This is a genomic window from Litorihabitans aurantiacus (genome assembly GCF_030161595.1).
In the GTDB taxonomy this organism is placed as follows: Bacteria; Actinomycetota; Actinomycetes; order Actinomycetales; family Beutenbergiaceae; genus Litorihabitans; species Litorihabitans aurantiacus.
In genome coordinates, this window is record NZ_BSUM01000001.1 from 1,941,799 (window position 1) to 1,954,435 (window position 12,637).

Annotated in this window: 13 protein-coding genes, 2 tRNA genes and 2 pseudogenes; 9 read left to right on the top strand and 8 right to left on the bottom strand. The window is 74.5% G+C overall.

All coding sequences use genetic code 11. From position 1 onward, the window contains the following. Positions 1–154 precede the first annotated feature (154 nt). Complete coding sequence (locus tag QQK22_RS09075; protein ID WP_284250628.1) at positions 155–592, bottom strand: hypothetical protein; 438 nt, start codon at positions 590–592, stop codon at positions 155–157. Positions 593–713: 121 nt separating this feature from the next. Further along, a tRNA-Pro gene (locus QQK22_RS09080) sits at positions 714–790 on the bottom strand. Between the two features lie 117 nt (positions 791–907). On the opposite strand from QQK22_RS09080, the gene QQK22_RS09085 reads away from it, so the two are divergent. The 4 genes and pseudogenes from QQK22_RS09085 (at position 908) to epsC (ending at position 3,632) form a co-directional block, all read left to right on the top strand. Then, positions 908–981, top strand: a tRNA-Gly gene (locus tag QQK22_RS09085). Positions 982–1,106: 125 nt separating this feature from the next. Further along, positions 1,107–1,769, top strand: coding sequence for a peroxiredoxin-like family protein (locus QQK22_RS09090; RefSeq protein WP_284250629.1), 663 nt, complete (start codon positions 1,107–1,109; stop codon positions 1,767–1,769). Positions 1,770–2,057: 288 nt separating this feature from the next. Further along, positions 2,058–2,992, top strand: a pseudogene (cysK, locus tag QQK22_RS09095) (cysteine synthase A). 37 nt (positions 2,993–3,029) lie between these two features. After that, positions 3,030–3,632, top strand: coding sequence for a serine O-acetyltransferase EpsC (epsC, locus tag QQK22_RS09100; protein ID WP_284250630.1), 603 nt, complete (start codon positions 3,030–3,032; stop codon positions 3,630–3,632). Positions 3,633–3,665: 33 nt separating this feature from the next. Here epsC and QQK22_RS09105 read toward each other — a convergent pair whose 3' ends face one another. Together QQK22_RS09105 and QQK22_RS09110 are read right to left on the bottom strand one after the other, a co-directional pair. After that, positions 3,666–4,604 carry an Fpg/Nei family DNA glycosylase gene (locus QQK22_RS09105; protein ID WP_284250632.1) on the bottom strand — a complete coding sequence of 313 codons (939 nt, stop codon included), beginning with the start codon at positions 4,602–4,604 and terminating at the stop codon, positions 3,666–3,668. Then, positions 4,597–5,004, bottom strand: coding sequence for an MGMT family protein (locus QQK22_RS09110; RefSeq protein WP_284250633.1), 408 nt, complete (start codon positions 5,002–5,004; stop codon positions 4,597–4,599). The genes QQK22_RS09105 and QQK22_RS09110 overlap by 8 nt, the downstream gene beginning before the upstream one ends. A 91-nt stretch (positions 5,005–5,095) precedes the next feature. On the opposite strand from QQK22_RS09110, the gene QQK22_RS09115 reads away from it, so the two are divergent. Next, positions 5,096–5,992, top strand: coding sequence for a hypothetical protein (locus QQK22_RS09115; protein WP_284250634.1), 897 nt, complete (start codon positions 5,096–5,098; stop codon positions 5,990–5,992). Here the strand turns inward: QQK22_RS09115 and QQK22_RS09120 are convergent. Next, positions 5,977–6,435 carry a ribose-5-phosphate isomerase gene (locus QQK22_RS09120; protein ID WP_284250635.1) on the bottom strand — a complete coding sequence of 153 codons (459 nt, stop codon included), beginning with the start codon at positions 6,433–6,435 and terminating at the stop codon, positions 5,977–5,979. The two genes, QQK22_RS09115 and QQK22_RS09120, sit on opposite strands and share 16 nt — an antisense overlap. A gap of 32 nt (positions 6,436–6,467) precedes the next feature. On the opposite strand from QQK22_RS09120, the gene QQK22_RS09125 reads away from it, so the two are divergent. Next, positions 6,468–8,513, top strand: a complete 2,046-nt coding sequence (locus tag QQK22_RS09125; RefSeq protein WP_284250636.1) for a M13 family metallopeptidase — start codon at positions 6,468–6,470, stop codon at positions 8,511–8,513. A gap of 31 nt (positions 8,514–8,544) precedes the next feature. Here the strand turns inward: QQK22_RS09125 and QQK22_RS09130 are convergent, their stop codons facing one another. Together QQK22_RS09130 and QQK22_RS09135 are read right to left on the bottom strand one after the other, a co-directional pair. After that, on the bottom strand, positions 8,545–9,186 hold the full coding sequence (locus QQK22_RS09130) for a hypothetical protein (protein WP_284250637.1): 642 nt from the start codon (positions 9,184–9,186) through the stop codon (positions 8,545–8,547). Next, on the bottom strand, positions 9,183–9,806 hold the full coding sequence (locus tag QQK22_RS09135) for a mycothiol-dependent nitroreductase Rv2466c family protein (protein WP_284250638.1): 624 nt from the start codon (positions 9,804–9,806) through the stop codon (positions 9,183–9,185). Before QQK22_RS09135 ends, QQK22_RS09130 begins: the two co-directional genes overlap by 4 nt. Before the next feature lie 209 nt (positions 9,807–10,015). Here QQK22_RS09135 and QQK22_RS19505 point away from each other — a divergent pair. The 3 genes and pseudogenes from QQK22_RS19505 to QQK22_RS09145 form a co-directional block, all read left to right on the top strand. Then, positions 10,016–10,219 (top strand): annotated as a pseudogene (locus QQK22_RS19505) (hypothetical protein); the annotation flags it as partial. Positions 10,220–10,337: 118 nt separating this feature from the next. After that, complete coding sequence (locus QQK22_RS09140; protein ID WP_284250639.1) at positions 10,338–11,384, top strand: sensor histidine kinase; 1,047 nt, start codon at positions 10,338–10,340, stop codon at positions 11,382–11,384. Next, the gene (locus QQK22_RS09145) at positions 11,381–12,079 is read left to right on the top strand and encodes a response regulator transcription factor (protein WP_284250640.1); all 699 of its coding nucleotides are present in this window, start codon (positions 11,381–11,383) and stop codon (positions 12,077–12,079) included. Before QQK22_RS09140 ends, QQK22_RS09145 begins: the two co-directional genes overlap by 4 nt. A 37-nt stretch (positions 12,080–12,116) precedes the next feature. On the opposite strand, the gene QQK22_RS09150 is transcribed toward QQK22_RS09145, so the two are convergent. Continuing rightward, on the bottom strand, positions 12,117–12,605 hold the full coding sequence (locus tag QQK22_RS09150) for a MarR family winged helix-turn-helix transcriptional regulator (RefSeq protein ID WP_284250641.1): 489 nt from the start codon (positions 12,603–12,605) through the stop codon (positions 12,117–12,119). Positions 12,606–12,637: the final 32 nt, after the last annotated feature.

The window sequence follows — 12,637 nt, forward strand, 5'->3', positions numbered from 1 at the left end:
CGCGACCGCCAGTTCAGCCGCCTATCCTATCGCGGCGCGCCGTGGCCGACGGACGGCGGGCGGGTCCGGCCGCCGATCGGGGCGACGCGGTGCTCAGACGACCTCCCGGAACGCCTCCGGGAGGTCGAGCTCGCCGTCGCTCTCGGGGCCGCGCTCAGTCCAGCATGATCCGGTCGTCGACGCCGATGTGGACCTGGACCGGGATGGGCGGGTCGAGGTCGAAGGTCACGCCCCCGGCCCTGGCCCGCGCCAACGCGCCCGCGCGGTCCGGGACCTGGATGCAGGGAGCGTGGCGCACGTGCCACCAGCCCACCGTGCGGCTGCGGAACTTCGAGGGCGTGAGTCGCGAGGACTCCCACGACGTGGCGGTCCGGCCCTCGAAGTCCACGTGCAGGCCGATGCGGGTCGGGTCGGTGTCGCCGCGGGCGATCGGCGACGGCGACACGACGACGGTCGCGGCGACCACCTGCCCGGGAACCGTGCGCACCGCACCGGCCCGGCGCCGGGCGGGCACGACCCACCGCTGCCAGGCGATGACGGCGATCGCGACGACGGCGAACAGCGTCGGGACGAGGGGGCCGAGGTCACCCACGGCTGCACCCCCGGTGCGGCTCGGGCCGGGCGAGGAGGGGGCGGGACGGCGTCGTCATGCCCTCGATCCTGACGGACGACCGGGACCGCGGTGGGGACGGGATCGGCCCCGGCGCCCGGCGTGGTCGGGATGACAGGATTCGAACCTGCGACCCTCCGCTCCCAAAGCGGATGCGCTACCAAGCTGCGCTACATCCCGGAACCGATCGAGCACGAAGCGGCTCCGGTCGGCAGCGCGAGTCTAGGTCACGAGCCCCGGGCACCAACCTCGCTGCCGCTACACTCGACTCCGGCGCGGACCCCTGCGGGCCGCCGCGCGGATGTAGCTCAATGGTAGAGCCTCTGCCTTCCAAGCAGATGGTGCGGGTTCGATTCCCGTCATCCGCTCCACCCGACCCCGGCGAGCGACGCCCGGGTACGTTCGCCCGTTGAGACGATTCCTTCCCCCACCCGCCGCCGCGGCGTTGCGCGCTACCTTCACGCTCGTCCGCAGTCCAGACCGGTGGAGGAGCCCCATGACCGAGCAGACCATCGCCCAGCAGGTCGACGAGTTCAACGTCGGCTTCACCGCGCAGATCGGACCGGAGCTGTCCGCGGTGTTCGACGGCGAACAGCGCGACCTCCGCGCCGGCGGGACTCCCGACGGCGTCGTCGCGGTCGGGGACGCGCTCCCCGGTGCGACTCTCGTGACCCCGACGGGCGAGGAGAGGTCCCTCGACGCCGTTCTCGGCGGTGCGCCGGCGGTGCTGGTCTTCTACCGCGGCTCGTGGTGCCCGTACTGCAACCTGACCCTGACGACGTATCAGCGCGACCTGGTCGGCCCGCTCGGCGACGCGGGTGTGCAGCTCGTCGCGATCAGTCCTCAGACGCCCGAGGCCTCGCAGCGGTCGACCGCCGACGGCGACCTCGGGTTCACGCTCCTGACCGATCCGGGCAACCGTCTCGCCGCCCAGCTCGGCATCGTCACGGCCCCCAGCCCGCAGGCCCGGGCGGCGCACACCACCCTCGGCTTCGACGTCGCCGACAGCAACGCCGACGCCACGGCCGCGATCCCGTTCCCGACGGTGATCGTCGTCGACTCCTCCGGCACGGTGCGGTTCGTCGACGTGCACGTCGACTACACCACCCGCACCGAGGTGCCCGACATCCTGCGCGCGGTCTCCGGACTGGCTCGTTAGCCGGAACGCGACGGGAGCTGCGTGCCCTCGTGCCGATCCCGGTCAGCGGGTACGTTGTCACCGCAACCACTTCCGGGTCGGCACGAGAGGACGAGCGATGAACCACGCCGCCGTTCCGGCCGCCGCCCGTTGCCGCCCGACCTGCTGTCTCTAGAGCTCACCGGCTCCAGCCACCTCAGGCGGCTCGGCCCGTGCGCTCGCACCCACCGGCAGCCGAGCGGGAGCCGCACCGCTCGGTCGCCCTCGAACCCGCGGCACGACCACCCCCGCTGAAGTGAGGATCACGCCATGGCACGCATCTACGACGACGTCACGAAGCTCGTCGGCAACACCCCCTCGTCCGCCTCAACCGCCTGACGGAGGGCGCCGGCGCGACTGTCCTGGGCAAGCTCGAGTTCTACAACCCCGCGAACTCGGTCAAGGACCGCATCGGCGTCGCCATCATCGACGCGGCCGAGGCCTCCGGGGACCTCAAGCCCGGCGGCACGATCGTCGAGGGCACGAGCGGCAACACCGGCATCGCGCTCGCGTTCGTCGGCGCCGCCCGGGGCTACAAGGTCGTGCTGACGATGCCCGAGTCCATGAGCAAGGAGCGCCGGGCGCTGCTGCGCGCCTACGGTGCCGAGCTCGTCCTCACCCCCGCGTCCGAGGGCATGAAGGGTGCGGTCAACCGCGCGAACGAGATCGCCGCCGAGCGCGAGGGTGCGATCCTCGCCCGGCAGTTCGCGAACGAGGCCAACCCGGCGATCCACCGCGCCACCACCGCGGAGGAGATCTGGAACGACACCGACGGAGAGGTCGACATCGTCGTGGCCGGCATCGGGACCGGGGGCACCATCACCGGCGTCGGGCAGGTGCTCAAGGAGAAGAAGCCGAGCATCCAGATCATCGCGGTCGAGCCCGAGGAGTCGCCCATCCTCAACGGCGGCGCCCCCGGCCCGCACAAGATCCAGGGCATCGGCGCCAACTTCGTGCCCGAGATCCTCGACACGTCCGTCTACGACGAGGTCATCGACGTCAACGCCGAGACCGCCGTCAAGGTCGCCCGCCGCGCCGCCGCCGAGGAGGGCCTGCTCGTGGGCATCTCCTCGGGCGCCGCGATCGACGCCGCCGTGCAGGTCGCGAACCGCCCCGAGAACGCCGGCAAGACCATCGTCGTGATCATCCCGTCGTTCGGCGAGCGCTACCTGTCGACGATCCTCTACGCCGACCTGCTCGACTGAGCGCCCCGCCACGAGCAGCAACCGCGGACGAACCCCGATGATCTCGAGCCTGCGCCACGTCCTCGCCCTCGCGCGCGAGGACGTGGCCGCTGCGCGCCGCCACGACCCGGCGGCGCGCAGCGCGCTCGAGGTCGCGCTGCTCTACCCCGGGGTGCACGCGGTGTGGGCGCACCGCCTCGCGCACCGCATCTGGACCACATCGGTCGTGCTGCACCCCCTGGCGCGCGCCGTCTCCCAGCTCGCCCGGCTCCTCACGGGTGTGGAGATCCACCCCGGCGCCACGATCGGGCCACGGCTGTTCATCGACCACGGCATGGGCGTCGTCATCGGCGAGACCGCCGTCGTCGGCGCCGACGTGATGCTCTACCACGGCTCGACCCTCGGCGGCCGCTCCCTCAGCCGCGGCAAGCGTCACCCGACGCTCGGCGACCGGGTGACCGTGGGCGCCGGGGCCAAGGTGCTCGGCGACATCACCATCGGCGACGACGCCTCGATCGGTGCCAACGCCGTCGTCGTCCGCGACGTCCCGGCCACCGGCGTCGCCATCGGCGTCCCCGCGAAGGTGCGCATCCCGGCCACGCCCCCGCGCGACCGCCTCCCGGTCGAGGACCCCAGCGAGCTCATCGAGTACATGATCTGAGGGCCGGACCGGCAGTTCGTCGCGAGGCGCGGATCAGCGCCGCCGCTGGCAGCGCGGGCACCAGTAGACGCGGCGCCCCGCGAGGTCGTCGACCTGTACCCGCGTGCCGCAGCGCAGGCACGGCCGCCCGTCGCGGTGGTAGACGTAGAACGCGTCCGACGGCGCCGCCCGGTCGGCCGCCTCCGTCGTCACGATGCGACCGGTCGCCACGCCGTCGGCCATGAGCACGACGGCGTCGCGCCAGATCCCCTGCAGCGTCCGCGCCGCGACCGACCTGCCCTCCCGCAGCGGATGGACCCGGGCGCGGTACAGCAGCTCGGCGCGGTAGATGTTCCCGACCCCCGCCAGCACGGCCTGGTCCATCAGCAGCACGCCGATGCCGGTGCGCCGCCGGCGCACGTCGGCCACGAACCGGGCCTCGCCCTCGCCACCCGGGTCGGGGCGCAGCGGATCGGGTCCGAGGCGGGCGACGACGGCGTCGCGCGCCGGTGCGGTGAGCACCTCGCACCGTGTGGGGCCCGTCAGGTCCGCGACGCCGTGCTCCCCGACGATCCGCACGCGCACCTGGCCCCGGGGTTCCGGGGGCGTCCAGTCCCCCGGGTCCGCGGCGACGCCGACGGCCTCGGCAGCGTCGGCGGCCGCGTCGCCGCGCAGCGGACGCTCCTCCTCTCCCACCCGGACGCGCGGCGCACCGATCGCGTGCGGGCCGGCGAACGCGGTGTCGCCCGCGAAGGTCCACGCGCCGTAGAGGCCGAGGTGGACGTGCAGCCAGCGCAGCTCGCCCCCGCCCTCGGGTCGGACGCCGAGGAACAGGTGCTTGCCCCAGGCGTCGCACACCTCGAGCACGCCGCCGTCGAGCAGCGCCGCCCCGTCCGCGAAGCGGCCCTGCGGCGACGCCACCTCGAGCCGCTGGCCGGCGAACCCGGCCTCGAACGCCTCGGCGAGCCGCCGGACGGAGTGCCCCTCAGGCATCGACGGCCCCCTCCACCACGACGTCGGTCTCGAACGCGTGCAGCGCCGCCGCGAGGTCGACGCGCTCACCGGCGAACGGCGTGCCCTCGGCGCGCAGCAGCGCGACGGCGCGGCCCGCCACCAGCTCGGCCGGAGCACCCGAGGCGGTCACCACGCGCCACCACGGCACCTCGGAGCCCCGCGTCGCCATCACCCGCCCGACACCGCGCGCGCTCCCCCGCCCGCACCGCAGCCGCGCCTCGAGCGCGATCCGCCCGTAGGTGCTCACGCGTCCGGGCGGGATCTGCGCGGCCAGGTCGAGCGTGCACTCGATGAAGGCGGCGACGGCGTCCGCCACCGCCGCGCGGTCGGACCGGGTGCCCGCCGTGCGGGGCGTGCCGGGGGTGCGGGGGCTGGTCATCCATCCATCATGGGCGACGGCGCCGACATCACCACGTCCCGATCGGCACCAACCCGGGGCAGGCGGGCGCACCACCGTAGGATCGATGCCCGTGAGCACCACCCCCGAGCAACCCGCCGCCCCCGAGGCCCCCACCCTCCCCGGCGAGACGGTCGCCCCGTCGCCGTCGCCGTCGGCCCCGGAGCCCGCAGCAGCGGCCGCACCCGCGACCACCGCGCCGTCGACCGGTGAGGCGCACTCGTGCGAGCACTGCTCCGGCAACGGCGGTGCCGCACCCGACCCCGCCGAGCGCGCCCGCGAGCACCTGCGCGCCGGACGGCGCCGCGTCGTCCCGCGCCTTCTCCTGGGTGCGCTCGGTGTCGCCATCGCGATCCTCCAGGCGGTCCGGCACGAGCAGCCGGTGCTCGCAGTGGCACTGGTCGTCGTCGCCGCCGGCCTCGTGTGGGTGCTCGCCGCGGGCGGCGGGGTGGTGCTGGGCGCGCTGCTCGCCGCGCGGCGCGCGCCCTGGGCCCGGCTCGCGCTGGGCCAGGTGCTCGCCACGGCGCTGGCACCCGTGGGGGCGCTCCTGATCGCCCTCGCCCTCGGCCTCGCGGGGCTGCCCCGCGACTCCGCGGGCGCACTCGGCGACTCGACCATCGACCGCGTCCTCCCCCACGCCCTGGCGGCTGCGGCCGGCTGGTTCCTCGCCGCCGCCCTCGCGGAGGTGTGGCGACTCGTCGTCGCTGGCCGCAGCGTCGAGCGGCAGGACGAGGTCGGTCTGCGGGCGCGCGCCGAGGCCCACGCCCTCACCCCGGGTGCCCTGCAGCGTGCCGACGTCGCGGCGCTCGGCGTCGCCCTCGCGTTCGGTGCGATCACCGGCGTCCTGCTCGTGCTGCCCTGGCTCGTGCTGATCCTGGTGCCGCTCGCCGCCGCGGGAGCCGCGCTCGCGGCGCGGCCGGAGGCGGCCGCCGCGCCGAGCTCCCGCTCGAGCGCTCAGCCGACCTCGTAGGCCGCGAGCGCGTCGATCCGCCGCTGGTGGCGCGCGTCGCCCGAGAAGGGTTCCGCCAGGAACGCCTCGACGAACGAGGTCGCCTCCGCCAGCGAGTGCTGGCGCGCACCCACGGCGACGACATTCGCGTCGTTGTGCTGACGCCCGAGTCGCGCGGTCTCGAGGTTCCACGCCAGCGCCGCACGCACGCCGCGCACCTTGTTCGCGGCGATCTGCTCGCCGTTGCCGCTCCCGCCGATCACGACGCCGAGCACCTGCCCGCCGGCGGCGTTCTCGGCCACGACCGCCTCGCCCGCGGCGAAGCAGAAGCTCGGGTAGTCGTCCTGCGGGTCGAAGGTCGCGGCACCGTGGTCCACGACGTCGTGGCCGGCGGCGGTGAGGTGGCCGACCAGGTGCTGCTTGAGCTCGTACCCGGCGTGGTCGGCGGCGATGTGGATGCGCATGCTGCCATGGTCCCAGACGTAGCATCGATCGGGTGACGAACCCGAGCGAGCGACCCGAGCAGACCAGTTCCGACACGAGCCCCACGAGCGGCGCCCACCCGGTCCCCCCGGGTGGCGACCCGGCGGTCCGGGTCCAGGACGACCTCTACCGCCACGTCAACGGCACGTGGCTGCGCGAGCACGTCATCCCGGCGGACCGCTCGCGCGACGGCGAGTTCCACCGCCTGCGCGACGAGGCGGAGGAGCACGTGCGTGCCATCGTCGAGCGCGCGAGCGCGCAGGCGGCCGACGGCGAGGGCTCCGGGGACGTGTCGGCCGACACCGCCCGCATCGCCGCGCTGTACTCCGCCTTCATGGACACGGCCGCGATCGAGGCGGCCGGGCTCGCACCGCTCGCCGTCGACCTCGACCTCGTGACCTCGGTGCAGCACCGCGGCGACCTCGCCCGCGTGCTGGGCGAGCTGCAGCTGACGGGGGTGGGCGGCGCCGTCGGGCTCTACGTGGACACCGACTCGAGCGAGCCCGACCACTACGCGCTCCACCTCGCGCAGTCCGGTCTGGGCCTGCCCGACGAGGCCTACTACCGCGAACCGCAGCACGCCGAGACGCTCGCGGCCTACGAGGCGCACGTCGCGCGTCAGCTCGCGGCGACCACCGGTCTCGACGCCGCGGCGGCGGCCGCGAGCGCCGCCGTCGTGCTCGCGCTCGAGACCCGCCTGGCCGCGGGCCACTGGGACCGCGTGCGCGACCGCGACGCCGTCGCGACCCACAACCCCACGACGCGCGAGGAGCTCGCGCAGCTGCTGACCGGGTTCGACCTGGAGGCGTGGCTGGGCGGCCTCGGGATCACCGAGGCGATGCTCGCACGCGTCGACGTGCGCGAGCCCAGCTACCTCGAGGCGTTCGCACAGGCGTGGGCGGACGTGGACCTGGCCGACTGGCGCACCTGGCTGACCTGGCGCGTGGTCCGCTCCCGCGCGCCCTACCTGACCGCCGCCGTCGTGGAGGAGAACTTCGACTTCTACGGGCGGACGCTGACGGGCGCGGAGGAGATCCGGGAGCGCTGGAAGCGCGGCGTCGGGCTCGTCGAGGGGGCGCTCGGTGACGCGCTGGCGAAGCTGTACGTGGCGGAGCACTTCCCGCCGGACCACAAGGCGCGGATGGACGAGCTCGTCGCCAACCTGGTCGAGGCCTACCGCCGCTCCATCACGGACCTGGACTGGATGAGCCCGGCCACGCGCGAGCGGGCGCTGGAGAAGCTCGCGGCGTTCACCCCGAAGATCGGGTACCCGGTGCGCTGGCGCGACTACTCCGACCTGGACCTGAGCGGTGACCTCCTCGCGAGCGTGCGCGCCACGAGCGCCCACGAGACGCGGCGCGAGCTGGGCAAGCTCGGCGGCGAGGTCGACCGCGACGAGTGGTTCATGACACCGCAGACGGTCAACGCCTACTACAACCCCGGGATGAACGAGATCGTCTTCCCGGCCGCGATCCTCCAGGCGCCGTTCTTCGACCCCGACGCCACCGACGCCGCCAACTACGGCGGGATCGGCGCCGTCATCGGGCACGAGATCGGGCACGGGTTCGACGACCAGGGCAGCCGCTACGACGGCGAGGGCCGCCTCGCGGACTGGTGGACGCAGGAGGACCGGGCGGAGTTCGAGGTGCGGACGTCGGCCCTGATCGCGCAGTACGACGCGCTCTCGCCGGCGCAGCTGGCCGGCTCGCACCACGTCAACGGCGGTCTCACCGTCGGGGAGAACATCGGCGACCTCGGCGGGCTGAGCATCGCCATCAAGGCCTACCGCATCGCGCTCGCGGCCGCCTCGCCCGCGGGTGTGGACGCCGACGTCGAGCACCGGGGTCTGGTGGACCTGTTCCACACCTGGGGCCTCATCTGGCGCACCAAGTCGCGCGACGCCGAGGCAATCCGTCTGCTCTCGATCGACCCGCACTCCCCGGAGGAGTTCCGGGCGAACGCGGTGGTGCGCAACGTCGACGAGTTCGCGCAGACGTTCGACGTCCGCCCCGGCGACGAGCTCTGGCTCGAGCCGAGCGAGCGCGTGCGCATCTGGTAGCGAGCGCCCGACGGCGTCGGGCCGGGTGCGATCAACCGATCGCGCCCGGCCCGTCCGTCGTCAGGGCGGCGCGCGCCAGGGTGAAGCGCGTGCCGTCGGCGAGCGAGGAGCACTCCACGCCGCTCTCGCTCGAGGTGCACGCCCACCGCCCCACCGAGGTGGACTGCCCGTACTCGAGCACGGGGATCTCCTCGCCCGCCGCGGCGGCGGGGCCGTCCGGGCACGGGAGGGCCACGCCGTCGTCCGCCAGCGTGACCACCTGGCCGCGGAACTCGCAGTCCTCTCCCGGCGGCGGGGTGAACTCGGCGTCCGCGATCTGGCACGTCACGGCACTCTCGTCGAGCGTGCACGCGATGTTCCGGCTCGGGAGCGCGAACGAGGCGAGGTCGAGCGCGCCCTCGGGCGGGGCCGCGAGGTCGGTCGGTTCCTCCGGCTCGGGGGCCGGGGAGGTCTCGACCGGGGGCGCCGAGGTGGCGGGTGAGCTCGGGTCGGTGGCGGGCGGGCTCGACGGAACCGCGGGCTCCTCGACGGCGGTGCTCGCGTCCTCGGCGTCGGCGTCCCCGCCCGAGCCCTGCAGCAGGAGCACGACGAGGACCAGCGCGAGGACGCCGACGGCCGCGCCGAGCCCGATGATCCAGCGCCGGGTCGAGGCGGGCATCGTGTTGGCGCTCACGTGAGGATCGGCCCCGAGGTCCGGGTCCGCTTGAGCTCGTAGAAGCCGTCGACGGACGTCATCAGCACGAGCCCGTCGAAGAGGCGCAGCGCGTCGTCGCCGGTCGGTGCGGGCGTGACGACCGGTCCGAAGTAGCCGCGGCCGTCGATCGCGACGACGGGCGTGCCGACGTCCTCACCGACGATCGCGATGCCCTCCGCGTGCGAGGCGCGCAGGGACTCGTCCAGCTCCCCGGAGGTCGCGACCCCCGCGAGGTCGGGGTCGAGCCCGACGTCGGTCAGCGCGCCGGCGATCGCCTCGGGGAACTCCTCCTGGCCCAGGTGGATGCGCGTGCCGAGCGCGGTGTAGAGGTCGCCCAGCACGTGCTCGCCGACCCGCTCCCGCGCGGCGTTGACCACGCGGGCCGGTCCCCACGCGCGGTCCATGAGGTCGCGGTAGTTCTCGGGCAGCTCGCGCCCCTCGTTGAGGACCGACAGCGACATCACGTGCCAGCGCAGGTCGATGTCGCGGTGCTCGGCGACCTCGCGGATCCAGCGGGACGTCATCCACGCCCAGGGGCAGACGGGGTCGAACCAGAAGTCGACCCGGGTGGTCTTCTCGGTCACGTCGGCTGCAGCCATGAGTCCTCCTGGACCTCGTGCTCCGGTGCGCTCGCGCGCTCTTTCCAGTCATCTACTGTCGCACGCGTGGATCGCAGCACGAATCCGGAGGTCGAGCCGGCCTCCCCCGACAGGGGGGACAACCCCACCCCGGACTCGGGGGCCCGCCCCGGTCCGCGCGCTCGCCGCCGTCGCGACGATGGAGTCTCCGCGACGAAGGAGATCCCGTCATGACCGCACCGCCCCCCGCCCCGCTCGAGCACGTCGGCTTCTGGCGCGGACCGTTCGCCGCCAGGACCTGGCGGGAGCAGGGCTACCTCGCGACCCTCCTGCTCACGGGCGTGGTCGGCCTCGCGTGGTTCGTCCTCACCGCCACGCTGATCCCGAGCCTCGCGATCACGGTGGTGGGGCTCCTCGTCGGCGGCGGCATGGTCGTGGGTGCCCGGGCGTGGGGCGCGATGCACCGGGGGCTCGCGCGGGGCCTGCTGCGGCACGACGTCGCGCCCCCTCCCCTGGCGGCGGCCCCGAGGCTTCTGGCAGACCCTGCGGGCGATGCTCGCGGACGGCACGGGCTGGCGCGCGCTGGCCTTCATGCTGGTCGAGTTCACCCTCGGTCTCGCGGCCTTCATCGTGTCCGTCACGCTGCTGGCCACCTCGCTCGGCGGCGCGACGTACTGGTTCTGGTCCCGGTGGCTGCCGCTGCAGCAGGGGGCCGACGGCGTGTGGCGCCGGGCGACCGAGATCCTGCCCGGGATCTACGTCGAGGGGTGGCGCTGGGACCTCGCCTACGCCGTGGTGGGCCTGATCCTGCTGTTCGTGTGGGCGAGGGCAACCCTCGGGCTGGGACACGCCTTCCGTGGCACCGTCACCGCGCTGCTGGGACCGACGCGGACCGCCGCCCGGCTCACCGAGGTCGAGCGCACGCGCCAGGAGGTCGTCACGGACGCGGACCTGCGGCTGCGGCAGATCGAGCGGGACCTGCACGACGGGACGCAGGCGCGGCTCGTCGCCGTCGCGATGCAGCTGGGCGAGGCGAGGGACCAGCTCGAGCGCGGGGGCGACGCCGAGCACGCGCGGGTGCTCGTGGGGACGGCGCACGACTCGACCAAGGAGGCGATGACCGAGCTGCGAGCCATCGCCCGCGGGATCCGGCCGGCCTCGCTCGACTCCGGTCTGGCGGTGGCGCTCGAGACGCTCGCCGCGCGCAGCGCGCTCCCCGTCGCGCTCGACGTCGACGCGGAGGTCCGCGCCTCCCCCGAGGTCGAGGCGATCGCCTACTACGCCGTGGCCGAGCTGCTGGCCAACGCGAGCCGGCACGCCGGTGCGAACCGCGCCGTCGTCGAGGTCCGGGTGACGGACGACGGGCGCACGGGATCCGGCGCGTCCGGCGACGCGCACCTGGTCCTGACCGTCCGCGACGACGGCGTCGGCGGGGCAGCGATCGTCCCGGCGGATGAGCGACCGGCCGGCACGGGCGGGACGGGGCTGCGCGGGATCGTCGCGAGGGCCGCCGCGGTCGACGGGCACCTCGAGCTCGTCAGCCCCGCGGGCGGGCCTACGGTGGCCACCGTGACCCTCCCGATCTCGGCCGCCCGATGACGCCCGCCGCCGACCCCGATCCGCCCGCGACCGGCCTGCGCGTCGCCGTCGCCGAGGACTCGGTGCTGCTGCGCGACGGCCTCGTGGCCCTCCTGACCCGCCGCGGTCTCGACGTCGTGGCGAGCACGGGCGACGGCGAGTCGCTGCTGGCCGCGGTGGCGGCCCTGGACGTGGGGCGGCGCCCGCAGGTGGCGGTCCTCGACGTCCGGATGCCGCCGTCGTTCACCGACGAGGGACTGCGCACCGCGCTGCGGCTGCGCGACGAGCACCCGGGAACCGGGGTCCTGCTGCTGTCCCAGCACGTGGAGACGCGCTTCGCCGCCCGGCTCCTGCGCGGCGACTCGCGCGGCACGGGGTACCTGCTCAAGGACCGGGTGGCCGACGTGGGCGACTTCGTCGACGCCGTCGAGCGCGTGGGGGCCGGTCACAGCGTGCTGGACCCCGAGGTGGTGGCGCAGCTGTTCGGCGCCGCGGCGACCGACGCGGGTCTCGCGCGGCTCTCGCCGCGCGAGCGCGAGGTGCTGGAGCTGATGGCGCAGGGCAGGTCCAACGGGGCGATCGCGGAGCGGCTCGTCCTCAGCTACGGGGCCGTGGAGAAGCACGTCGGCGCGATCTTCACCAAGCTCGACCTGCCGCCGGACTCGGGCGACCACCGCCGCGTCCTGGCGGTGCTGCGCCACCTCGCGCCACGCTGACCACCCTGACGACGCGAGACCCCCGCAGGGGGCCGCCTCAGTCGATGAGGCTCGTCATCCGCCCGTCGGGGTCGAGGCGCTGCAGGATGGCGTCGCCGATCGCCGTCAGCTGCTCCACCTGCTCGGGGGTGAGGGCGTCGACGACGGCGTCACGCGCCGTCGCCACGTGTCCGGGGGCCGCGGCCACGACGGCGTCCCACCCCGCGTCGGTCAGCACCACGTTCGTGGCACGGCCGTCCCCGGGGCAGGCGCGCCGCTCGACCAGGCCGCGTCCCGCGAGGCGCGTGATGACGTGCGAGAGGCGCGGCAGCGTCGCGTTGGTGCGGTCCGCGAGGGCCGACATCTGCAGCGTGTGCTCGGGATTCTCCGAGAGCATCGCGATCGTCTGGTACTCGAAGTGGGTGAGGGCGGAGTCGCGGCGGAGCTGACCGTCCAGGGCACCGGGCAGCAGCTCGACCACGGCGAGCAGGCGGAGCCAGGCGCTGCGCTCGGCGGGGCTGAGCCAGTGGGGTGCGGACGTGGTCATCGACCCTCCTCGTTGGTTGACCCGACAACTGT

Coding starts and splice junctions, on each gene's coding strand:
- QQK22_RS09090 (WP_284250629.1), top strand. CDS start 1,107: ATGACCGAGCAGACCATCGCCCAGCAGGTCGACGAGTTCAACGTCGGC.
- epsC (WP_284250630.1), top strand. CDS start 3,030: ATGATCTCGAGCCTGCGCCACGTCCTCGCCCTCGCGCGCGAGGACGTG.
- QQK22_RS09105 (WP_284250632.1), bottom strand. CDS start 4,604: ATGCCTGAGGGGCACTCCGTCCGGCGGCTCGCCGAGGCGTTCGAGGCC.
- QQK22_RS09110 (WP_284250633.1), bottom strand. CDS start 5,004: ATGACCAGCCCCCGCACCCCCGGCACGCCCCGCACGGCGGGCACCCGG.
- QQK22_RS09120 (WP_284250635.1), bottom strand. CDS start 6,435: ATGCGCATCCACATCGCCGCCGACCACGCCGGGTACGAGCTCAAGCAG.
- QQK22_RS09135 (WP_284250638.1), bottom strand. CDS start 9,806: ATGGCTGCAGCCGACGTGACCGAGAAGACCACCCGGGTCGACTTCTGG.
- QQK22_RS09140 (WP_284250639.1), top strand. CDS start 10,338: ATGCTCGCGGACGGCACGGGCTGGCGCGCGCTGGCCTTCATGCTGGTC.
- QQK22_RS09145 (WP_284250640.1), top strand. CDS start 11,381: ATGACGCCCGCCGCCGACCCCGATCCGCCCGCGACCGGCCTGCGCGTC.
- QQK22_RS09150 (WP_284250641.1), bottom strand. CDS start 12,605: ATGACCACGTCCGCACCCCACTGGCTCAGCCCCGCCGAGCGCAGCGCC.